The organism is Xanthomonas hortorum, assembly GCF_024339125.1.
GTDB lineage: Bacteria > Pseudomonadota > Gammaproteobacteria > Xanthomonadales > Xanthomonadaceae > Xanthomonas > Xanthomonas hortorum.
The window spans coordinates 5082408-5104442 of record NZ_CP101417.1; the positions used below are offsets into that span (position 1 = coordinate 5082408).

A 22035-nucleotide genomic window follows, 5' to 3' on the forward strand; every position below is an offset into this window, starting at 1 on the left:
CCCATGACATCAGCGAATCCGACCGAATGAGTCTGCGTCTGGCCGTGCTGGCTTCCGGCCGCGGCAGCAATCTGCAAGCCATCCTCGATGCGATCGCCTGCGGCCGCCTGCAGGCAGAGGTGGTCGGGGTGTTTTCCGATCGCCCGCAGGCGCCGGTCCTGCAGAAGGTGCGCGAGGAACGGCGCTGGAGCGCCAGCCCACGCGACTTCGCCGACCGCGCTGCCTTCGACGCCGCGCTGGGCGATGCCATCGCCGCCGCGCAGCCGGATTGGGTGATCTGCGCCGGTTACATGCGCATCCTCGGCGAGCCGCTGGTGCGTCGCTTCGCCGGGCGCATGCTCAATATCCACCCCTCGCTGCTGCCCAAGTACCGCGGCCTGCACACCCACGCCCGCGCACTGGAGGCCGGCGATGCCGAGCATGGCGCCAGCGTGCATCTGGTGGTGCCGGAACTGGATGCCGGCACGGTGATCGCACAGGCGCGCGTGCCGGTGCTGCCCGACGACACCGCCGAGCAGCTGGCCGCCCGCGTGCTGGCGCGTGAACACCCGTTGCTGCTGGCCACGCTGAACCTGCTCGCCAGCGGGCGCGTGGCGGTGCACGGCGACAGCGTCCACATCGACGGTCAGTGCCTGTTTACGCCACTGCGACTAGAGTCCGATGACACCGCACTCGCCTGAATGCGGATACGCCCTCCTCATCCTGCCTCGGACATCCTCGCGGGCCACGTGCCCCGCTCTCAGCGCATGAACGTCATCCCGATCGCCGCCGCGCTGTTGACCACCGCCCTGCTCGCCCAAGCCGGCACCGGCCGTGCGCAACAGGCCCCTGCCGTGCCTGCGCCAGCTACTCCTGCTCCGGTTGCGGCGCCGCCGGCTGCGCCGGCCTCTGCAGCTGCACTGCCTGCCAGCACCTGGACGCCACCGCCACTGCAACCCTTCGTTGCGACCTACCAGGCGTTTTATCGCGGCAAGGAAGCCGGCGATGCCACCATGCAGGTCAGCCACGGCGAGGGCAGCCAGTGGCGCATCGACATGTCGGTGCGCGGCCGCAAGGGTTTTGCCAGCATCCTGGGGTTGAACCTGGAACAGAGCACCGTGTTCCAGGTCGATGGCGACACCTATGTGCCGCTGAGCCAGAGCACCGTGCGCAAGGCGATGTTCTTCGGCAAGAAGGTCACCGGCGTCTACAACTGGCAGACCGCCAGCGCGCAGTGGGACGGTGATCTGAAGAAAGAGCGCCAACAGCCGATTCCGCTGCAGCGTGGCGACCAGAGCGCGCTGTCGTTGAACCTGTCGCTAATGCGCGACGCGCAACCCGGGCGCAGCCTGAGCTATCGCTACGTCGATGTCGGCCGGGTGCGCAAATACGATTACAAGGTCGCAGATGCCACCGAAGTGGTGCAGGTCGGCGATCTGAGCTACGACGCGTTGCGCGTGTATCGCGTCAACAGCGGCGACAACGAAACCATCCTCTGGATCGCCAACGGGGTTCCTACGCCGGTGCGCATCCTGCAACGTGACAAAGGTGAGGATCAGGTCGATCTGCGCCTGGTCGAATACCAAGGAGCCTGAGCCATGAAATCCATTTCCCGCACATCTTCGCTGATTGCCGCTGCCGCACTGGCCGTGGCCAGCCTGCCCGCATTTGCCGTGCAGCCGTTCCAGGCCGATTATTCGGCCAACTACATGGGCATGCAGGCCAACGGCACCATGACTCTGGCCGCGGCCGGCGACAAGCAGTGGCGCTACACGCTTACCATCCAAAACCAGCTGGCCAATCTGACCCAAAGCACCGTGTTCGAAGAGAGCAACGGTCAACTGCGCCCGGTCAGCAGCAACGACACCTCGTCGATGATGGTCAAGCGCCGCAACGTCACTGCCAATTACGACTGGAAGACCAGCCAGGCCACCTGGGGCGGAGACATCAAGCCAGACCGCCGTGGCCCGGTGAAGTTGCAGCCCGGCGACATGGATGCATTGCTGATCAACCTGGCGATCACCCGCGACCTGGCCGCCGGCAAGCCGCTCAACTACCGCATGGTGGACGAAGGCCGCATCAAGCCGATGAGCTACAAGGTTGTCGGCAAGGAAACCATCACCGTCAACGGCAAGCAGGAACAGGCGACCAAGGTGTCGCGCGTGGACGGCGACAAGGAACTGATCGCCTGGGTGGTCAAGGACCTACCGGTGCCGGCACGTTTGCTGCAGAAGGAAAAGGGCCAGGACGCGCTGGACCTGACCATCAAGGCGCTGCGCTGAGTGCGCCGAACCTTCGACCAACGGTTTGATTGCCACCGCAGTTCCGGTCGTGAAGTTGTTTAGTGCAGTCAAACGCTTACTGAGTCGAGGGCGCGGTGCCCTCACCGCTCGCGGGACACGCCGTGAACCCGTCCCTGGGGGCTCGGTGGCGGCATCCATGCCGCCACACGGTCCCGCAATCGGCGAGGACACCGCACCAGAGAGTTAATCGATTGCTTTCTTACAAGCAGAGTTAACCGTTGCTTTATTACAAGCTTGGCCGTCGATCGGCTTGCGTTGGAAAGATGACAAAAAGCGCCGTTATCTGAACGCGGATCTCGTGCCTTGCCTGCACCATGCACACCGACACTCTCTACTGGTCCTTGCCCGCTCACCGTCGCGGGCTCTTACGCGGCATGGATGCCGCGTAAGAGCCTACACGGACGTACTTGCGGCGTGTCCCGCGATGGTGGGCGGGCAAGGGCCCTGCAACGAAGTCCCAGATCAGCAACTCCACAAGTGGTCTTATCCGCACGGACCTATCACTTGCTGCAAAAGTGATCCATCCGCGCCGACCTAGTCACGCCTCAGGGCTTGCCCGCAGCCTTGTCATCGCCAGTACTGAACACCGTGCGGCAATCCACGCGGATCTGCGCATCGGTGCTGCGCCAATAGAACAGGTCGCAATGGCGCTTGCCTTCGACCGTCTTCTTGACCGCCACCGCGTAGAACGACTGCGCAATCTCGTCGCGGCTGGCAGTGCCGTCGTTGTTCCAGTCCATGTCCTTGAACTCGACGCCTTGGGTGATCGCCATGCCCACCGACCAGGCGTAGGCCAGCCACGCCAGGATCAGCACGATCACGCCGAGCAGCACCTTGCGGCGGGTGGTGAAGCGTCCGCGCAGGATCATGCGGTGCGCTGGATGGTCGCGCCCAGCGCCCCCAGCTTCTCCTCGATGTTTTCGTAACCACGGTCCAGGTGGTAGATGCGATCGATGGTGGTGTCGCCGTCGGCGACCAGCCCGGCCAGGATCAACGACGCCGAAGCGCGCAGATCGGTTGCCATCACCGGCGCGCCACTGAGGCGTTCGGCGCCGCGCACGATCGCGGTGTGGCCTTCGACCTGGATATCCGCACCCAGCCGCAGCAGTTCGTTGACGTGCATGAAGCGGTTTTCGAAGATGGTTTCGTTGATCACGCCCACACCGTCGGCCACGCAGTTGAGCGCCATGAATTGCGCCTGCATATCGGTCGGAAATGCCGGGTACGGCGCAGTGGTCAGACTCACTGCGCGCGGGCGCTTGCCATGCATGTCCAGCGTGATGCTGTCGGCGGTGGTGGTGATGGTGGCGCCGGCTTCGGTGAGCTTGTCCAGCACCGCATCCAGGGTGTCCGGACGCGCGCGACGCACGGTGACGCTGCCGCCGGTCATTGCCGCAGCGACCAGGAAGGTGCCGGTCTCGATACGATCCGGCAGCACCGCATGATGCCCGCCACCCAGCCGCTCGACGCCCTGCACCACGATGCGCGGCGTGCCGGCGCCTTCGATCTGCGCACCGAGCGCGATCAGGCAGTCGGCCAGGTCGGTGACTTCCGGCTCCATCGCTGCGTTCTCCAGCACCGTGGTGCCTTCGGCCAGCACCGCAGCCATCAGCACGTTCTCGGTGCCGGTGACGCTGACCATGTCGAACACGTAACGCGCACCCTTCAGACGTCCATTGCTGGTGGCCTTGATGTAGCCGTTTTCCACGTTGATGTCCGCACCCAGCGCCTGCAGGCCCTTGATGTGCTGGTCGACCGGGCGCGAGCCGATCGCGCAGCCGCCAGGCAGCGACACTTCGGCGTTGCCGTAACGCGCCAGCAGCGGACCGAGCACCAGGATCGAGGCGCGCATGGTCTTGACCAGCTCGTAGGGCGCGATCTGATGGGTGACCGAACGCGGGTCGACCAGGATCGAGCGGCCCTTGGCCAGCGTGCCCTCGTCGATGGTGACCTCGGCGCCCAGCTCGCTGAGCAGCTTCACCGTGGTGATCACATCGTGCAGGTGCGGCACGTTGCTGATCTCCACCGGCGCATCGGCCAGCAGGGTCGCGCACAGGATCGGCAGCACCGCGTTCTTGGCGCCGGAAATATTGACTTCACCGTGCAGCGCGTGGCCGCCGGTCACTACGATTTTTGCCATGGGATCTCAGGGAATCTGAAAAGAATGTCGGGGGAATGAGAGGAGTCGCCGGGAGCCTGCCGGGCGCTTGCGATCGAGGCGGATGAGCAGCCCGACCAGCCAAGGCCCGACAAACGCATCAGCCTTCGTCGGGGGTCAGCGTCTTGAGCTGCAGCGCGTGGATCGCCCCGCCCATCAACTCGCCCAGGGTCGCGTAGACCATGCGGTGGCGCGCCAACGGCGCCTTGCCGGCGAATGCGGGGCTGATCACGGTCGCCTCGAAGTGCACGCCGTCGTCGCCGTGCACGTCGACGCGGGCTTCGGGCAAGCCGGATTCGATGAGTTTACGGATGGTTTCGGCGTCCAAAGGGCGTTTCCTCATAAAATGAGCGCACATTCTACTCTTCACCCGAGTCCCGCATGGCCGTCTCGCACCTGCCCACCGCCACCGTCAGCGACGCCAGCCTGGTCGCCAGTGGCCAGCGCGTGCTCGAGATCGAGCGCGAGGCGCTGGCCGGCGTAGGCGCGCGGATCGGCAGCGACTTCGCCGCGGCCTGCCGGCTGGTACTGGCCTCGCGTGGGCGCGTGGTGGCCACCGGCATGGGTAAATCTGGACATATCGCGCGCAAGATCGCCGCCACCCTGGCCTCCACCGGCACCCCGGCGTTTTTCGTGCATCCCGGCGAAGCCGGCCATGGCGACCTGGGCATGATCACCGAGGCCGACATCGTGCTGGCGCTGTCGTATTCGGGCGAATCCGACGAAGTGCGCATGCTGCTGCCGGTGCTCAAGCGCCAGGGCAACCCGATCATCGCCATGACCGGGCGCCCGAGCTCTTCGCTGGCCCAGGCTGCCGATGTGCATCTGGACGTGAGCGTCTCCGCCGAAGCCTGCCCGCTGCATCTGGCGCCCACCTCCAGCACCACCGCTTCGCTGGCTATGGGCGATGCCTTGGCCGTGGCGCTGCTGGACGCGCGCGGCTTCACCGCCGATGACTTCGCGCGCTCGCATCCGGCCGGCAGCCTGGGCCGGCGCCTGCTGCTGCATATCACCGACGTGATGCACAGCGGCGATGACCTGCCGCGCGTGCGCGAGGACGCCAGCCTGAGCGAGGCGTTGATGGAAATGAGCCGCAAGCGGCTGGGCATGACCGCGGTGGTGGACAACGAGGGGCGCCTGATCGGTCTGTTCACCGACGGCGACCTGCGCCGCGCGCTGGACAGCGACATCGACGTGCGCAGCGCCGGCATTGCGCAGGTGATGACGCGCAACCCCCGCACCATCAGCGCCGACCAGCTGGCCGCCGAGGCCGCGCGGCTGATGGAGGATTACAAGATCAACGGTTTGATCGTGGTCGATGCGCAGCAGCGCGCGGTCGGCGCATTGAACATTCACGACCTGTTGCGCGCCAAGGTGGTTTAACAGGTTCAGTTTCAAACGTTGGAACCCCCGTTCTCACCGATTCGTACCGATGCCCTATTCCCCACTGCAGCACCTGCCCGCCGAGCTGATCGACCGCGCCGCGCGCGTTCGTCTGGCCTGTTTCGACGTCGACGGCACCCTGACCGACGGCCGCCTGTATTACGACCACGCCGGTAACGAGAGCAAATCCTTCAACGTGCTGGACGGCCAGGGTCTCAAGCAGCTCGACCACGCCGGTATCCATGTTGCGCTGATCACCGCGCGCGCCAGCCTGTCGGCGGAAAAGCGCGGCCAGGATCTGGGCCTGCATGTGCAGATCGGGGTCAAGAACAAGCGCCTGGCGGTGCTGGCCCTGTGCCAGGAGCATGGCCTGTCGCTGGACCAGGTGTTGTTCATGGGCGACGACCTGCCCGACCTGCCGGCGTTGCTGGCGGTCGGCCTGCCGGTGGCACCCGCCAACGCCCATCCGTGGATCGCCGAGCGCGTGCAGTGGCACACCCGGGTCCGTGGCGGCGAAGGTGCCGCACGCGAGGTCTGCGATGTGGTGCTGGCCGCGCAAGGCCAGGTCGAGCGCATCATCGAAAGGTTCTCCGCATGAGCTGGAACTGGCGCACCACCCTGGGCGTGGTGCTGTTCGCCGCCGCCGTGATCTCCGGCTGGTCGGCATGGCAACAGCGCGCGCGCCCGGTCGCGGCGGCGGTCGACGACTCGCGCGCCGATTACGTGTTGCGCGATTTCGAACTGATTGCGCTGGACAAGCAAACCGGCAAGGAATCGATGACGCTGCGTGCGCCGGAAATGCACCGCAACCGCGCCGACCAGACCTCGGACATCACCACGCCGGTGTTTCTGCTGCCCGACAACGCCAACCAACCGTGGACGCTACGTTCCAAGACCGGCTGGATCAGTCCCAAGGGCGACGAACTACGCCTGCGTGGCGATGTCTCCGGCGACAGCCCCACCACCGGCGCGACGCCGCCGACCACGTTCCGCACCCAGAGCCTGGACGTGTTCCCGCAGCAGAACCTCGCCAAGACCGCCGCCCCGGTGAGCATGAGCCGGCCGGGTATCATGCAGAGCGGGGTCGGCTTCGAGGCCGACCTCAAATCACGCCAGTACAAGCTCCTTTCTCAGGTCAAGACCCGCTATGAACCGAATGCTGCCCGCTAAACTGGCGTTTGCCGCGCTGCTGTTGCCCGCCCTTGCGATGGCCAAGACCAGCGACCGCAATCAGCCGATGGCGATCGATTCCAACGCCAACGATTGCAACATGCTCGACGACAGCGGCAAGTGCCGCTTCAGCGGCAATGTGGTGATCACCCAGGGCACGCTGGAAATCCACGCCGACACCGCCGATATCTTCCAGAATAACGGCCAGACCGACCGTGTGGTGCTGGTCGGCAAGCAGGCCACGCTCAAGCAGCAGATGGACGACGGCGCGATGATGAACGGCCAGGCCGACAACATCGAATACCAGGTCGCCAACGAAGTCATCGTGCTGACCGGCAATTACAAGGTCGACTCGCCCAAGGGCACCAACGCCGGCCAGCGCATGGTCTACAACACCAAGACCGGCAACATGCAGAGCGGCGGCGACGGCAGCCGCGTGCGCACCATCATCCAGCCGAAGAATGCGGCGCCTGCGGCGGCGACGCCTGCTCCGGCACCCGCCGCCAAGCCGCAGGGGAAGAAGTAATGCTGGTCGCCACCGGTCTGCGCAAGAAGTACAAGCAACGCGAAGTGGTCAAGGAATTCGGCCTCACGCTCGAGGCCGGCGAAGTGGTCGGCCTGCTCGGCCCCAACGGCGCCGGCAAGACCACCTGCTTCTACATGATCGTCGGCCTGGTCGAGGCCGATGCCGGGCGTATCGAGCTGGACGGCCGCGACCTCACCGCCGAGCCGATGTACGCGCGCGCCAAGCTGGGCGTCGGTTATCTGCCGCAGGAGCCCTCGATCTTCCGCAAGCTCACCGTGGCCGACAACATCCGCCTGGTGCTGGAGCTGCGCGAAGACCTGGACAGTGCGGGGCGCGAGAAGGAACTGACCTCGCTGCTGGAAGAACTGCAGATCACCCATGTGTCCGACCAGTTGGGCGCCAGCCTGTCCGGTGGCGAGCGACGCCGTTGCGAAATCGCGCGCGCGTTGGCCGCCAAGCCGCGCATGATGCTGCTCGACGAACCCTTCGCCGGTGTGGATCCGATTTCGGTCGGCGAGATCCAGCGCATCATCATCCACCTCAAGGAACGCGGCATCGGCGTGTTGATCACCGATCACAACGTGCGCGAAACCTTGGGAATCTGCGATCGCGCGTATATTCTCGCTGAGGGGGGCGTGCTGGCGCAGGGGGCACCAGATGCATTGCTAGCCAATCCCGACGTCCGTCGCGTGTATCTGGGGGAAACTTTCCGCCTTTGAGCGCGTCGCCGCGCCATCGATTTTCTCAGTCAGTGCCTGCATGAAAGCCCGGCTTCAGACATCGCTAGGACAACAGTTGGTCATGACGCCGCAATTGCGTCAGGCGATCAAGCTATTGCAGATGTCCACCACCGAGCTGGAACTGGAAATCGCCGAAGCGGTGGAGACCAATCCGCTGCTGGAGTGGGCCGATGAGGCCGCGCATGCGGCCAGCGAATCACCGATCGCATCATCGTCGGCCTCCTCCACCGACGACACCCCACGCGAAGACCCGACGCCTGCAGAGCGCGACGACGACTGGTCGCAGGACGAACTGCAGTGGACCGGCTCGGGCAGCGGTGGCAGCTTCGACGACGACGAGTCCGGCGATGCCGCCGAGCGGGTGGCCGAGTCGGAAACACTGGCCGATCACCTGCTGTGGCAGTTGCATCTGTCGCCACTGTCGCCACGCGACCGCCAGATCGGCGCGATGCTGATCGACGCGCTGGACGAAGACGGCTATCTGCGCGAACCGCTGTCGGCCATTCTCGAAACGCTCGCGCTCGGCGCGGCGGTGGACGAGGCCGAAGTGCTCACCGTGCTGCACCAGATCCAGCGCTTCGACCCGGTCGGCGTGGGCGCGCGCACGCTGGGCGAATGCCTGGCGCTGCAACTGGCCGTGCTCGACCCCGCCACCCCGGGCCGCGAGTTGGCGTTGCAGATCGTCGCCGGCCCGCTGGAGCGTCTGCCGCGCAGCGGTGTGGCCGGGCTGGCCCACGAACTCAAGCGTTCCACCGCCGATGTCGACCAGGCAGTTCAGCTGGTGCGCTCACTGGACCCGCGCCCGGGCAAGCAGATCGGCGACCTGTCGCAGGACACCTACGTGGTGCCGGACTGCGTGATCTGGCGCCAGCGCGGCGTGTGGCGGGCCTCGCTGGCCGGCCGCGCGCAGCCCAAGGTCACCATCCACCGCGGCTACGAGAACCTGATCCGCAGTTGTGGCGAGTCCGATGCCGGCTATCTGCGTGGGCAGTTGCAGGAGGCGCGCTGGCTGCTCAAGAGCCTGGAAGCGCGCGGCGAAACCCTGCTGCGGGTGGTGCGCTGCCTGCTGAAGCACCAGTCCGGGTTTCTGGAATTCGGCGCGCAGGCCTTGCGTCCGTTGACCCTGCGCGAGATCGCCGGCGAGCTCGGCCTGCACGAATCGACCATTTCCCGCGCGATCGCGCGCAAATACGTGCGCACCCCGCGCGTCACCATCGCGCTGCGCTCGTTCTTCGCCTCCGGCATCGATACCGACAGCGGCGGCGAGGCCTCCAGCACCGCCATTCAGGCGATGATCCGGCGCCTGATCGATGCGGAAAACCCGCGCAAGCCGTTATCCGATGCCAAGTTGGCAGATCTGCTGAAAACTTCCGGCGTACCTGTAGCTCGGCGCACCGTTGCGAAGTATCGTGAAGCCATGAACATTTCCGCCTCCCACGAACGCGTGCGCATCGCCTGACGTTGCAACCACCGCAACGCCGGCCTGTGCCGGGTTTGTCGGACCACCGGAAAGGTTCATTGGCCCACCAACCAATGGAGGTATCCGATGCGTATCGAGACGTATGGCCACCAGCTTGAAGTGACCCCCGCCCTGCGGGAGTACGTGGCAAGCAAGCTGCAGCGACTGCAGCGCCATTTCGACCAGCACTGTGAAGTTCGAACGCAGCTGGCCGTTCGCAAGCCAGACCACCATGTGGTCGCCACCGTCAACCTTCCCGGTCGCACCCTGCACGCAGATGCCAGCGGCTCCACCATGTATGCGGCGATCGACCTGCTGGTCGACAAGCTCGACCGCCTGGTGCTCAAGCACAAAGAAAAGAAATGTAACCACCACGCACGCGAGGTGCGCGACAATCTCGCATGACGCTTCTCGCTTGATGCCCTCATGCCTTTAACCGATCTGATGGCGGCCGTGCGCACCGTGGTGTCGCCGGCCGCCGATCGCGACACTGTCCTGCATACCGCTGCCGATCTGCTGTCCTGTCGTCAGGCCGGCGCCGACGAGCTCTACGCCAACCTGTGCGAACGCGAGGCGCTGGGCAGCACCGCCATCGGCCACGGCATCGCCATTCCGCATGGGCGCTGCCCCAACCTCACCGAGCCACGCGGCGCGCTGCTGCGACTGAACACGCCGGTGGCCTTCGGCGGCGATGAACCGGTGGATCTGATCTTCGCGATGGCAGTGCCTGCGCATTACACCCATCAACATCTGATGCTGCTGTCGGAACTGGCCGAGCGCTTCTCGGATGCGGAATTTCGTCTGCAATTGCGCGCCGCACCCAATGCGGACGCCTTGATGGCGTTGCTCATCGACGCACCGCCACCACAGGCCAGCGCCGCATGAATACCAGCATCACCGCACGCGAACTGTTCGACCAGCAGCGCGACAAGCTGGCGCTGCGCTGGGTGGCCGGCCAGAAAGGCGAACACCGCGAGATCGAGGCTGGCAGCAACAATGCGCGGCGCCCGTCGCTGGCCGGCTATCTCAATGTGATCTACCCCAACAAGGTGCAGATTCTGGGCACCGAAGAGCTGGCTTGGCTGGACTCGCTGGATGCACGCCAGCGCTGGGAGACGATCGAGAAGATCATCCAGGTGCAGCCGCTGGCGCTGGCGCTCAGCAAGAATCAGTCGTGCCCGGAAGACCTGCGCGCGGCCGCGGACGAATCCGGTACGCCATTGTGGATCTCGCCCAAGCGCGGCCACGAACTGCTCAATCATCTGTCCTACCACCTGGCGCGCACGCTGGCGCCACGGGTTACGTTGCACGGCGTGTTCATGGAGATCTATTCGATCGGCGTGCTGATCACCGGCGAGGCGGGGTCGGGCAAGAGCGAGCTGGCACTGGAACTGCTCAGCCGCGGCCACCGCCTGGTGGCCGATGACGCGCCGGAGTTCACCCAGATCGCCCCCGACGTGCTCGATGGCACCTGCCCCGAATTGCTGCAGGATCTGCTGGAAGTGCGCGGCCTGGGCGTGTTGAACGTGCGCGACATGTTCGGCGACACCGCGGTGAAGAAGAACAAGTACCTGCGCCTGATCGTGCACCTGACCCGCCCGATGACCGAGCCCACCCCGTCCGGTTACGAGCGTCTGACCGGCGATTCCGGCAGCCGCCATGTGTTGGATCTGGACGTACCGCTGATCACCCTGCCGGTGATGCCCGGCCGCAACCTGGCGGTGCTGACCGAGGCAGCGACGCGGCTGCATATCCTGCGCACCAAGGGCATCGACCCGGCGGCGATGTTCATCGCCCGCCATAGCAACCTGTTGGAGCGACGCACGCCATGAGTACCGCGCCCTCCACGTTGATGATCGTGAGCGGGCTGTCCGGCTCGGGCAAATCGGTCGCGTTGAAGACCTTCGAAGATCTGGACTACTACTGCTCGGACAATCTGCCGGTGGAACTGCTGCCGGATTTCGTGCGCAGCCGCCTGCGTGGCAACCCGCTCGGCGATCAGCGACTGGCGGTAGGCATCGATGTGCGCAGCCGCAGCGATCTGACCCAGCTGGCGCAATGGCGCCAGGCCGCGCAGGAATACGGCATCGAAGCACGGCTGCTGTTTTTCGAAGCCAGCGACGAGGCGCTGATCAAGCGCTACGCCGACACCCGCCGCCGCCATCCGCTCAGCCACCTCGGCCTGGCATTGCCGGAAGCGATCACCCGCGAGCGTCAGTTGACCGAACCGCTGCGCGCGCAAGCCGATGCCATCATCGACACCAGCGCGCTCAATGTGCACCAGCTGCGTCGCCGCGTGGTCACCGAGTTCGCCCTCGGCACCAGCGACCGGCTGTCGCTGCTGTTCGAATCGTTCGCCTACAAACGCGGCGTACCGGCCGAGGCCGACTTCGTATTCGATGCGCGCGTGTTGCCCAATCCACATTGGGACCCGGAGCTGCGCCCGCTCACCGGACGCGATGCCGGCGTGCGCGAGTATCTGGACAAGGAGCCCGATGTGGTGCGCTACAGCGCGCAGATCGTGGACCTGCTCGATACCTGGCTGCCGCGGCTGCGCAACGATACCCGCAGTTACGTGACCATCGCCTTCGGCTGCACCGGCGGCAAGCACCGCTCGGTGTATCTGGCCGAGCGCATGGCGCGGCATGCACGCGAACAGGGATGGCCGGAAGTGGCGACGTTTCATCGCGAGCAGGATTGAAATCCCGGGAATCGAGAATGGGGATTCGGGAATCGTCAAAGCGGTGCCCCGCAATTCTGCAAGTCTGCAAAAAGTAAGTCGTCGCTACAACTTCGCAGCGCATGCTGGTGCAGGTGCCCAACAGATGCGGACTGCAGCGCTCGTTGCAGGCAACGCATTGCAGCGCTCGCCTAAACGGCTATTCATCTCGCAACACATCGGTGCCGGCAAACGCTATCGCGCAGTCATGCCGACCTGTTAACGTTTCGGCATGGCCTGTGGCATTCTCCTCATTACTCATCCCGGCATCGGCGCGGCGTTATTGAACGTGGCGACGGGGCTGTTGCGGCATTTGCCGCTGAAGACCGAAGCATTCGATGTACCGCTGGATGCAGACCTGGACGCCTTGCTGCCCCAGGCGTCATCGGCGATGCGTCGGGTCGACAGCGGCGACGGCGTGTTGGTCATGACCGACCTGTATGGCGCCAGCCCCAGCAATCTCGCCAACCGGTTGGCCAAGCTGGGCACGCCGGTTCGCCGGGTGTCCGCGCTGAGCCTGCCGATGCTGCTGCGGGTGATGAACTACCCCGAACAAGGTTTGCAGGAGCTGCCCGCCACTGCGGCGGCAGGCACCCGCAACGGAGCGATCATCGACGATGCTTGAACGCGAACTCATAGTTTCCAACCGACTCGGACTGCATGCGCGGGCAACCGCCAAGCTGGTGCAGACGCTGTCGTCCTATCGCAGCAACGCCACCCTGGCGGCCAAGGGCCGCGAGGTGAATGCCAAGAGCATCATGGGCGTGATGTTGCTGGCCGCCGGCCAAGGCACCAGCGTGGTGGTGCGGCTGGATGGCGAGGACGAAGCCGAGGCCTTGCAGGCGCTGGTGGACCTGTTCGAGCGTCGCTTCGACGAGGACAGCTGAGCATGCGCCACCTCGCGGCTGTGCCGACTGACACACCACGGCCGCGCCAAGGTCGCGCATGAGTCTGCGCTTGCGCGGACACGGTGCCTCGCGCGGCAACGCACTCGGGCGCGCACGCGTGCGCCAGAGCCACATGCTGGAAATCGCCGAGCAGCGCGTGCCCGCCAACCAGGTGGAAACGCAGCTGCAGCGCCTGCATGTGGCCATCGAAGCGGCGCGCACCGAAATGCAGCAACTGCGCGACCGCCTGCATGGCGCGCTGGCGCGCGAGGTCGGCGAATTCCTCGAGCTGCATGCATTGCTGCTCGACGACCCGGAGCTGCTGCAAGGTCTGGACGAGTTGATCCGCACCCATCGCTACAGCGCCGACTACGCCTTGCGCGTGCAGCGCGACCGGCTGGCGGCGGTGTTCGACGGCATGGAGGATGCCTACCTCAAAAGCCGCATGGACGATCTGGATCATGTGATCGGCCGCATCCACGCGTTCTTGCACAAGCGCGCGCCCGACCTCAAGGGCGTGGCCGGCGAAATCCTGGTCTGCGACAACGTGGCGCCGTCCGAACTGGCGCAGCTGCAATCGCAGGGCGTGGTCGGCATCGTCACCACCGCCGGCAACACGCTGTCGCACAGCGCGATCCTGGCGCGCAGCCTGCATCTGCCGTTGGTGGTGGGCGTGAGCGATGCGTTGCAACGGATCGACGATGGCGATGTATTGATCGTCGATGCCGGTTCGGGCCAGGTGATCGTCGATCCCAAACCCGAACATCTGCGCGACTACCGCGAGCGTCTGCGCGCGCTGGCAAAAGAGCAGCGCGAGCTGGGCCGGCTACGCTCCAAACCCACGCGCACGCGCGACAACGTCGATATCACGCTGCTGGCCAATGCCGAATCGCTGGAAGACGTGGCAAAAGCGCATGCGCTCGGCGCCAGCGGCCTTGGGCTGTATCGCACCGAATTCCTGTTCCTGCAGCGCAACGAGCTGCCGGATGAAGACGAACAGTTCCACACCTATCGCGACACCGTGCTGGGCATGAGCGGCCGCCCGGTCACTATCCGCACGCTGGATCTGGGCGCCGACAAGGCCGACCGCACCGGGTTGACCCTGAGCGACGAAGACAACCCGGCGCTGGGCTTGCGCGGCGTGCGGCTGTCGCTGGCCCGCCCTGCGGTGGCGCAGGCGCAGTTGCGCGCGATCCTGCGGGCCTCCGGCTACGGGCCGGTGCGCATTCTGGTGCCAATGGTCAGTGGCCGCGAGGAAATCCAGCTGCTGCGGCGACAGATCAAGAAGCTGGCCATGCAACTGCGCGAACAAGGCCACGAGATCGCCGAGCACATTCCGCTGGGCGCGATGATCGAGGTGCCGGCTGCGGCCCTGGCGCTGGACTGCTTTATCGACGATATCGATTTTTTGTCGATCGGCACCAACGATCTGGTGCAATACCTGCTGGCGGTGGATCGCAACAACGAAGCCTTGGGCGAGTTGTATTCGCCATTGCATCCGGCGGTGCTGCGCCTGATCGCGCAGGTGATCGCCACCGGGCGCGCGTACGGCAAACCGGTGGCGGTGTGCGGCGAGATTGCCGGCGACCCGCGCTTCGTGCCGATGTTATTGGCGTTGGGGCTCACCGAGTTCAGCCTGCATCCGGCCACGTTGCTGGAAGTGCGCCGTGCAGTGCGCGACACCCACCTGGGCGAGTTGCGCGTGCAGGGCGAAAAACTGCTGCGCGCACGCGACCGCAAGGGCATCGAGAAGTGGTTGGCGGCCGTTGCGCAGGGTTTGCTGCGCTGAGAGCACTAGCAAACCTGCTGCGCTCACCGCCAGACGGGTGCAGCCGATGCTCGGCATCCTCATGTATCGCGGATAGACGCAATCTCCGAGCGCGCCGTCCCTTCTCCAACTGACGACCGCTCGCCAGGTTTTTTCAGCCGCTCCGGCTTGGCGGCTGCATCACGCAGGCGATGTTCAAGCGCGTTGCGCGCGGCACTGTATGTTTCGTCACCATGCGCAAGCGATAATGCCGTGCTGACTCAGCACCGCGTCCTGCACTAGGGACGTGTCTACTTTTCAAGGGAGCTGCGCATGGCCGAAGCCGTCCGCCACGACAAGACCGCGCGCCAGCTCCGATTGCTGTCCGATGCACTGGATAGCGGGCGCCTCGGGCCGGTGCGCCGGCTGGTCAACACGCTGGCGCCGGCGGAGATCGGCAACCTGCTCGAGTCGCTGCCGCCCGGCAAGCGCGAAGTAGTGTGGGGACTGGTCGACCCGGAAGACGACGGCGAAGTGCTGCTGCATGTCGGCGACGAAGTGCGCGAAAGCCTGCTGGCCGACATGGACACCGACGAGATCGTGGCCGCGGTCGAAGACCTCGACATCGACGATCTGGCCAATCTGGTCGAAGACCTGCCCGACACCGTCATCGACGAAGTGCTCAAGTCGATGGACCGCGAGAACCGCGAGCGGCTCGAACAGGTGCTGTCGTACCCGGAGTACACCGCCGGGCGATTGATGAACCCGGACGTGGTGACGGTGCGCGCCGACGTCAATGTGGATGTGGTGCTGCGTTACTTGCGCCTGCGCGGCGAGCTGCCCGACCACACCGATCATCTGTACGTGGTGAGCCGGCGCCATCAATACCTGGGCCGCGTGTCGCTGGCCGCGTTGGTCACGCATGAGGACAACACACCGGTCAATCGCCTGATCGACGACGAACAACCGGCGATCGATGTGGGCGATGGCTCTGACGAGGTCGCACGGCGCTTCTCGGATCACGACTGGATCTCCGCTCCGGTGGTGGACGACAACAACATCCTGCTCGGCCGTATCACCATCGATGACGTGGTCGACATCATCCGCGAGCAGGCCGAGCACCAGGCCATGAGCGCGGCCGGCCTGGACGAAGACGAGGACATGTTCAGCCCGGCGCGGCGCGCATTCCGCCGCCGCCTGATCTGGCTGGGCATCAACCTGTGCACTGCGTTTCTGGCCTCCAGCGTGGTCAGCAAGTTCGAAGGCACCATCGAAAAACTGGTGGCGCTGGCGGCGCTGATGCCGATCGTGGCCGGCATGGGCGGCAACGCCGGCACGCAGGTGTTGGCCTTGATGGTGCGCGGCCTGGCGTTGGGCCAGATCGGCTCATCCAACGTGATGACGCTGCTCAAGAAAGAGCTGACCGTGGCGCTGATCAACGGTGTGGTGCTGGGCGTGAGCCTGGGGCTGATCGTGCTGGCCTGGTTCCAACAACCGATGCTGTCGCTGGTGATCGGCACTGCGCTGACCTTGAACATGCTCACCGCAGCGTTCGGCGGGGTGCTGGTACCGGTGACGTTGAAACGTTTGGGCTTCGACCCGGCGCTGGCCGGCGGCGTGATTCTGACCACGCTGACCGATGTGATGGGCTTCTTGAGTTTCCTCGGCCTGGCCACGCTGATTCTGCTGCCGTAGCGCGTGCTGTGCACGTTGGGATGACACTGCAACACAAAATCGCCGCACCGCGACATGCCAGCGCACCTGCGTGCGGCGATACTGCAGGCATGTCATCGGTTCGGTCAGGAGTGCTGCGTGATTCGTCGCTGCCTTGTTCTTGTGGTCTTCGCGCTGGTGCTTGCCGGCTGCTCCAGCATGGGTGAGCGCCACCACGATGCGCGCCGCGGCCACTTCGTCACCCGTACGCTGGAGATCGAAGGACGGCTGTACCGCTATCAGGTGTTCGTGCCGGCCTCGAAGATGCCGCAACCGCTGCCCATCGTGCTGTTTCTGCATGGCTCGGGCGAGCGCGGCGACAACGGGCGGGATCAGGCCGAAGTGGGCGTTGGCCCTTACCTGAGCGAACACACAGCCGAGTTTCCCGCATTGGTGGTGCTGCCGCAGGTGCCCGACGACGAAGAGTGGCTGGGCGTCAACGCACGCATGGCAATCGCTGCATTGGATGCGACCAGCGCCGAGTTCGCTGCGGACCCGCAGCGCACCTATCTCACCGGCATCTCGATGGGCGGCTACGGCGCCTGGGAAATCGGGCTGATGCAGCCGCAGCGTTTCGCGGCGATCGTGCCGATCTGCGGCGCGCTCAAGGCACCGCGCGATGAGCGCCGCACGCTGTACGTCAGCCTGGTGGCAAAGGAAGCCGACCCGTACACCGCCGCGGTCACCCAGCTCAAGCACGTGCCGATTTGGATGTTTCATGGCGCCAGGGACGATTCGGTACCGCCGCACGACGACCGCGCGCTGTATCGCGCCGCCAAAGGCATCGGCGCCAATGTGCGTTACAGCGAATATCCCGAAGGTAACCACAACGCCTGGGACGCGACGTACGCGGATCCGGCGATGTGGGAATGGATGTTCAAGCAGCGCCTGCGTTGAAGCATGACGCGGCGCAACGCCGCCGCATCTCCCATCAATGGTGATACCCGGTGTCCGCCGTGACCTTGCCGCGGAACACGCGATACGACCACACCGTGTAGCCCAGGATCAGCGGCAGCAACACCACCAAGCCGACCAGCGCGAACAACTGCGAAGACGGCGGCGCAGCGGCCTGCCAGATCGTGTAGACCGGCGGCACCAGATACGGCCACATGCCCAGCACCAGGCCCGCAAAACCGAGCACGAACAAGCCCATCGCCAGCAGGAAGGGCGGCGTATCCGGCCGCCCCACCTCGGTCGAACGCCAGAGCGCGAACCCCACGAGGGCGACCAGCACCGGCACCGGCATCAGCCACAGATAATGCGAGCCGCTGAACCAGCGCTCCATCACATGCGATTGCAGCGACGGCAGCCATGCGCTGACCAAGGCAATGAAGATCAACACGCTGATGGTCAGCGGCCGGCTCAACTGACGCGCGAGCTGTTGCACATGGCCTTCGGTCTTGAGGATCAGCCAGGTGCTGCCGAGCAAAGCGTAGCCGAATACCAGCGCCGCACCGGTGAGCATTGCGAACGGACTGAACCAGCCCCAGATACCGCCGACATAGCGGTCGTTCTCGATCGGCAAGCCCTGCACCAGCGCGCCCAGGATCACCCCTTGCGCAAAGGTGGTCAGGATCGAGCCGGCGGCGAAGGCATTGCTCCACAGTCGCCGCGAGCGCTGCGCCTTGAAGCGGAACTCGAACGCCACCCCGCGGAATACCAGCGCCATCACCATCAACAATACCGGCAGATACAGCGCCGACAGAATCACCGCATACGCCTTGGGAAACGCGGCCAGCAGCCCTGCCCCGCCCAACACCAGCCAGGTTTCGTTGCCGTCCCAGATCGGCGCGGCGGTATTCATCATCAGATCCAGTTGCGCCTCGTCCTTGCGAAACGGCGCCAGGATGCCGATGCCGAGCACGAAGCCATCCAGCACCACGTACATCAGCACCCCGAAGCCGATCACCGCGAACCACGCCACCGGCAAAACACTCGTCATGTCCATCATGCGGCTCCGTCGATCGGTTCATCGGCCGCCGACAGCGGCCGTGCAGGCGTGTGCTCGCCGTGGTCCAGCTGCGGCGCGTCGTGCGGGGTCGGCCCGATCTTGCCGATCTTGACCAGGTACCAGATGCCCCAGCCGAACACGAACGCATAACCGGCGACGTACACCGTCAGCGAGATCGCGGTCATCAGCGCCGACTGCGGGCCCACCGCGTCGGCGGTACGCAACAGCCCATAGACCACGTAAGGCTGCCGACCCATCTCGGTGACGAACCAGCCCGACACCAGGGCAATGAAGCCGCTCGGCAACATCCAGCGCCAGGTCGCCAGCAGCCAGCGCCACTGCAGCAACCTGCCGCGCCACCACGCGAACGCCGACACCCAGGCCACCAGCAACATCAACGAGCCGATCCCCACCATGATGCGGAAGGCGAAGAACACCGGCGTCACCGGCGGGCGATCGGCCGCCGGTACCGAAGTCAATGGCGCGATGCTGCCTTCCAGGCTATGGGTCAGGAGCACACTGCCCAGGCGCGGAATCGCCACCTCGTAATCGTTATGCTCTGCCTGCGCATTGGGCAGCGCAAACAGCACCAGCGGGAACCCCTTGCCCTGCGCTTCGTCATGCCAATGCGCTTCGATCGCCGCGATCTTCATCGGCTGGTGCTTGAGCGTGTTCAAGCCATGCATGTCGCCGACGAAGATCTGCAGCGGCACGGTGATCGCCGCGAAGGCCACCGCCAGCTTGAGCATGCGCAGGCCGGACTCACGATGCACGCCGCGATGCAGGTACCACGCACCCACCGCACCCACCACAAAGCAGGTGGTGATGAACGAGCCCAGCGCCATGTGCGTCAGCCGGTACGGGAACGAAGGGTTGAAAATGATCTGCAGCCAGTCCTGCGGATGCACGATGCCGTCGACCACTTCATAGCCGGCCGGGGTCTGCAGCCAGCTGTTGGACGACAGGATCCAGAACGTGGAAAACAACGTGCCCAGCGCCACCATGCAAGTGGCGAAGAAATGCAGACGCTCGGAAATGCGCCCCCAGCCGAACATCATCACGCCCAGGAAACTGGCTTCCAGAAAGAACGCGGTGAGCACTTCGTAGCTGAGCAACGGGCCGATCACGCTGCCGGCGATCCGGCTCAGCTCCGGCCAGTTGGCGCCGAACTGGAAGGCCATCACGATGCCGCTGACCACGCCCATGCCGAACGACACCGCGAAGATCTTCTGCCAGAAGAAATACAGCTCGCGCCACACCGGCAGACGCGTGCGCAGCCAGCGCCATTCCAGAAAGGCCAGCAGGCTGGACAGCCCGATGGTGAATGCCGGAAACAACACGTGGAATGCGATGACGAACCCGAACTGGATCCGCGATAACAGCAAGGCATCCATGGAGAGCCCTCCTGGAAAGTGAGAAGCATCCGCGCGCAGACGGCAGGTCAATCGCCACAAGACAGTGCGGTGTTCGATCGCGACGTCTGCGCTACGGGATCATCATAAGGACGGTCGTGCTCGTTCCCGATGCGACACGGCGTCGCATCTGCGGCAAATTGCCGCGCTTGCGCTGCAACGCATGCTACGCCCGGCGTGCGATGCAGCACGGATTTCCTGGGCGCGAATGGGATCGCAGCAAGGCTGTTGCAGCAAGCCGCTAGCTCGTTGACCAGTGCACCGAGCGCAATCGAGCCGACCGTCGACAGCAACCGCGCGCAGGTGCCTGCCAACGACGCCGGCAGCGCCGCCGCGTCCCGACGGCCGTCGCCGTAAGGCACGCAACACCGCAGGCCTACCCTCTTACTTTCCCATCCGAATGCAGGTGTACTGGAAAACGCTACGGCCGCGCCCGCTCCCAGACCCGCAGGAAATTGCCGCTATACACATCGACGATGCGTTGGGTGGGCCAGCCGGCATCCATCATCGCCTGCGTGAGCCTGGGCAGATCCGCACCGCTGCGCATCCCGGTCGGCAAGCTGGAAATGCCGCCATCGAAATCGCTGCCGAAACTCAAGTGTTTCCACGGATCTTCGACAATCCCCATGTCGGCGATCTGTTGGGCGAAGGCTTCGTAATAGCCGATGACAAACGCCAGATCGGCATCCATGTTCGGCTTGCCGTCCGCCAGATAGGAATGCTGCAAAAAGTAAGGCGCCAGAATGACGCTGATGCAGCCGCCGGTCTGCACGATGGCGCGGATGGCCGCGTCGTCGAGCCCGCGGTCGAGATGGCGCGACGGCCGCGTCTGCGCACCACGGGTGATGCTGCGCGATGCGCCATGCGAGGCGAAGGCCGGCACGTTGCGGCGCGCGCAGATGGCGCACGCATCGAGTATTCCCTGGCTCGACGTATGCGAAAGATCCACCAGCAGTCCCACCTCGATACAGCGCTCCACGACGTCCCTGCCGAACGCCGACAGCCCCGCGCCCTCGATCCCGCGCCACGGATTGAGCGGCGCATAGCCGGACTGGGAGATGTCGGTATGGCTGAAATGATTGAGCGTCACATAGGCAGCGCCGGCCTTGGCAGCAAGGCCCAGGCGCTCCAATCGCAGCGCCTGGGTGCGGATGCCGCGTGGACCAAGCATATGCGCGCCTTCCAGCGACAAGATGGCGCAGCAAAGACCCTCGGCCCGAATCGCGCGTAGCTCAGCGGCGCTGCGTGCCAGCCGCATCCGACCGTTACTTGCCGCCACCACTGCCTCGACATAGCGCTGGTGATCCACCCAGTGCTTCCAAGGGTCGAGAAAAGGCGCGCCGATGAGGTTTTCCCATAACGCGTGGGCGCTGAAACAGGCGCCGCCATAACCGCCCGCGAGAAAGTCCGGACCACTCACGTGGTGCATCAGCGGTTGATTGCGACCTCTCGGCGAGGTTTTGAACATCAGCCAGATGATCAGCGAGCGCCGATGCGCTTTCCAGTCGCCTTTCCAGAAATCGTAGCCGGCCACGCGCGACAGATACAGGGAGTCCAGATGCGTGTCGACTGGATAGGCCAGCGCATGCACTGCATCCAGCGTGTGGGCGGCAGGCAAGGCAGCAGAATTCTCGGACGAAACGGCATTCATGCACGAACCCCGGCAATGACTCCTGAAACAATCAAAGAATAAAAGCGGCCATCAAAACTACTAGCGGTTACGTTTTGTTAGCCACTTTAAAACGATGCATTTTTATCGTTATTGATTAGTAATTAGATATTCTCTAATCAACGTAATGCAACGGACAGCAGCGACCAAAGGACAGTAACTGAACTGGATCAGCAGATCCAGAAGATCGCCTGTCTGACAGCAAGCAAACCGCAAGAT

The 22035-nt window shown here is 64.8% G+C and carries 24 protein-coding genes; 18 read left to right on the top strand and 6 right to left on the bottom strand.

Annotated elements, in window-relative coordinates:
• Positions 1-26: 26 nt before the first annotated feature.
• From purN to NMB96_RS21915, 3 genes are all read left to right on the top strand, one after another.
• Entirely contained in the window at positions 27-680 is a 654-nt protein-coding gene (gene purN, locus NMB96_RS21905) for a phosphoribosylglycinamide formyltransferase (RefSeq protein WP_023904625.1), read from the top strand.
• Positions 681-746: 66 nt separating this feature from the next.
• Positions 747-1574: a DUF3108 domain-containing protein gene (locus NMB96_RS21910; RefSeq protein ID WP_043889335.1), complete on the top strand. Its 828-nt coding sequence runs from the start codon at positions 747-749 to the stop codon at positions 1572-1574.
• A gap of 3 nt (positions 1575-1577) precedes the next feature.
• Entirely contained in the window at positions 1578-2261 is a 684-nt protein-coding gene (locus tag NMB96_RS21915; protein WP_023904627.1) for a DUF3108 domain-containing protein, read from the top strand.
• 566 nt (positions 2262-2827) lie between these two features.
• Here the strand turns inward: NMB96_RS21915 and NMB96_RS21920 are convergent.
• The 3 genes from NMB96_RS21920 to NMB96_RS21930 form a co-directional block, all read right to left on the bottom strand.
• A complete protein-coding gene (locus tag NMB96_RS21920; RefSeq protein ID WP_023904628.1) occupies positions 2828-3151 on the bottom strand; it encodes a hypothetical protein in 324 nt (107 codons plus the stop codon).
• On the bottom strand, positions 3148-4422 hold the full coding sequence (gene murA, locus NMB96_RS21925; RefSeq protein WP_023904629.1) for a UDP-N-acetylglucosamine 1-carboxyvinyltransferase: 1275 nt from the start codon (positions 4420-4422) through the stop codon (positions 3148-3150). The genes NMB96_RS21920 and murA overlap by 4 nt, the downstream gene beginning before the upstream one ends.
• A 118-nt stretch (positions 4423-4540) precedes the next feature.
• Entirely contained in the window at positions 4541-4768 is a 228-nt protein-coding gene (locus NMB96_RS21930) for a BolA family protein (RefSeq protein WP_016905061.1), read from the bottom strand.
• 53 nt (positions 4769-4821) lie between these two features.
• On the opposite strand from NMB96_RS21930, the gene NMB96_RS21935 reads away from it, so the two are divergent.
• From NMB96_RS21935 to NMB96_RS22005, 15 genes are all read left to right on the top strand, one after another.
• Entirely contained in the window at positions 4822-5823 is a 1002-nt protein-coding gene (locus NMB96_RS21935) for a KpsF/GutQ family sugar-phosphate isomerase (RefSeq protein WP_183086696.1), read from the top strand.
• Positions 5824-5872: 49 nt separating this feature from the next.
• Positions 5873-6421 (top strand): KdsC family phosphatase, encoded by a 549-nt coding sequence (locus NMB96_RS21940; RefSeq protein ID WP_183086695.1) that lies wholly within the window; start codon positions 5873-5875, stop codon positions 6419-6421.
• Complete coding sequence (lptC, locus tag NMB96_RS21945) at positions 6418-6993, top strand: LPS export ABC transporter periplasmic protein LptC (RefSeq protein WP_023904633.1); 576 nt, start codon at positions 6418-6420, stop codon at positions 6991-6993. Before NMB96_RS21940 ends, lptC begins: the two co-directional genes overlap by 4 nt.
• The gene (gene lptA, locus NMB96_RS21950; protein WP_255085708.1) at positions 6971-7519 is read left to right on the top strand and encodes a lipopolysaccharide transport periplasmic protein LptA; all 549 of its coding nucleotides are present in this window, start codon (positions 6971-6973) and stop codon (positions 7517-7519) included. The genes lptC and lptA overlap by 23 nt, the downstream gene beginning before the upstream one ends.
• A complete protein-coding gene (lptB, locus tag NMB96_RS21955) occupies positions 7519-8238 on the top strand; it encodes an LPS export ABC transporter ATP-binding protein (protein ID WP_023904635.1) in 720 nt (239 codons plus the stop codon). Before lptA ends, lptB begins: the two co-directional genes overlap by 1 nt.
• 40 nt (positions 8239-8278) lie before the next feature.
• Complete coding sequence (locus NMB96_RS21960; protein ID WP_349775759.1) at positions 8279-9718, top strand: RNA polymerase factor sigma-54; 1440 nt, start codon at positions 8279-8281, stop codon at positions 9716-9718.
• 87 nt (positions 9719-9805) lie between these two features.
• Positions 9806-10123 (top strand): ribosome hibernation-promoting factor, HPF/YfiA family, encoded by a 318-nt coding sequence (gene hpf, locus NMB96_RS21965; protein ID WP_006451270.1) that lies wholly within the window; start codon positions 9806-9808, stop codon positions 10121-10123.
• Positions 10124-10144: 21 nt separating this feature from the next.
• Positions 10145-10603: a PTS sugar transporter subunit IIA gene (locus NMB96_RS21970; protein WP_006451269.1), complete on the top strand. Its 459-nt coding sequence runs from the start codon at positions 10145-10147 to the stop codon at positions 10601-10603.
• A complete protein-coding gene (hprK, locus tag NMB96_RS21975) occupies positions 10600-11550 on the top strand; it encodes an HPr(Ser) kinase/phosphatase (protein WP_006451268.1) in 951 nt (316 codons plus the stop codon). Before NMB96_RS21970 ends, hprK begins: the two co-directional genes overlap by 4 nt.
• Positions 11547-12419 carry an RNase adapter RapZ gene (gene rapZ, locus NMB96_RS21980; protein WP_023904637.1) on the top strand — a complete coding sequence of 291 codons (873 nt, stop codon included), beginning with the start codon at positions 11547-11549 and terminating at the stop codon, positions 12417-12419. Before hprK ends, rapZ begins: the two co-directional genes overlap by 4 nt.
• Positions 12420-12669: 250 nt before the next feature.
• Positions 12670-13062 (top strand): PTS sugar transporter subunit IIA, encoded by a 393-nt coding sequence (locus NMB96_RS21985; RefSeq protein ID WP_006451266.1) that lies wholly within the window; start codon positions 12670-12672, stop codon positions 13060-13062.
• Complete coding sequence (locus tag NMB96_RS21990) at positions 13055-13324, top strand: HPr family phosphocarrier protein (RefSeq protein WP_005913389.1); 270 nt, start codon at positions 13055-13057, stop codon at positions 13322-13324. Before NMB96_RS21985 ends, NMB96_RS21990 begins: the two co-directional genes overlap by 8 nt.
• A 58-nt stretch (positions 13325-13382) precedes the next feature.
• On the top strand, positions 13383-15113 hold the full coding sequence (gene ptsP / locus NMB96_RS21995) for a phosphoenolpyruvate--protein phosphotransferase (RefSeq protein ID WP_023904638.1): 1731 nt from the start codon (positions 13383-13385) through the stop codon (positions 15111-15113).
• 291 nt (positions 15114-15404) lie between these two features.
• A complete protein-coding gene (mgtE, locus tag NMB96_RS22000; RefSeq protein ID WP_023904639.1) occupies positions 15405-16766 on the top strand; it encodes a magnesium transporter in 1362 nt (453 codons plus the stop codon).
• A gap of 54 nt (positions 16767-16820) precedes the next feature.
• Positions 16821-17681 (top strand): carboxylesterase family protein, encoded by an 861-nt coding sequence (locus tag NMB96_RS22005; protein WP_183086694.1) that lies wholly within the window; start codon positions 16821-16823, stop codon positions 17679-17681.
• A gap of 34 nt (positions 17682-17715) precedes the next feature.
• Here the strand turns inward: NMB96_RS22005 and cydB are convergent, their stop codons facing one another.
• The 3 genes from cydB to NMB96_RS22020 all read right to left on the bottom strand — a co-directional run bounded on the left by cydB (position 17716) and on the right by NMB96_RS22020 (position 21798).
• Entirely contained in the window at positions 17716-18732 is a 1017-nt protein-coding gene (cydB, locus tag NMB96_RS22010; protein WP_023904641.1) for a cytochrome d ubiquinol oxidase subunit II, read from the bottom strand.
• Entirely contained in the window at positions 18732-20129 is a 1398-nt protein-coding gene (locus tag NMB96_RS22015) for a cytochrome ubiquinol oxidase subunit I (RefSeq protein ID WP_255085714.1), read from the bottom strand. The genes cydB and NMB96_RS22015 overlap by 1 nt, the downstream gene beginning before the upstream one ends.
• 439 nt (positions 20130-20568) lie before the next feature.
• A complete protein-coding gene (locus tag NMB96_RS22020) occupies positions 20569-21798 on the bottom strand; it encodes a membrane dipeptidase (protein ID WP_255085716.1) in 1230 nt (409 codons plus the stop codon).
• Between the last annotated feature and the right edge of the window lie 237 nt (positions 21799-22035).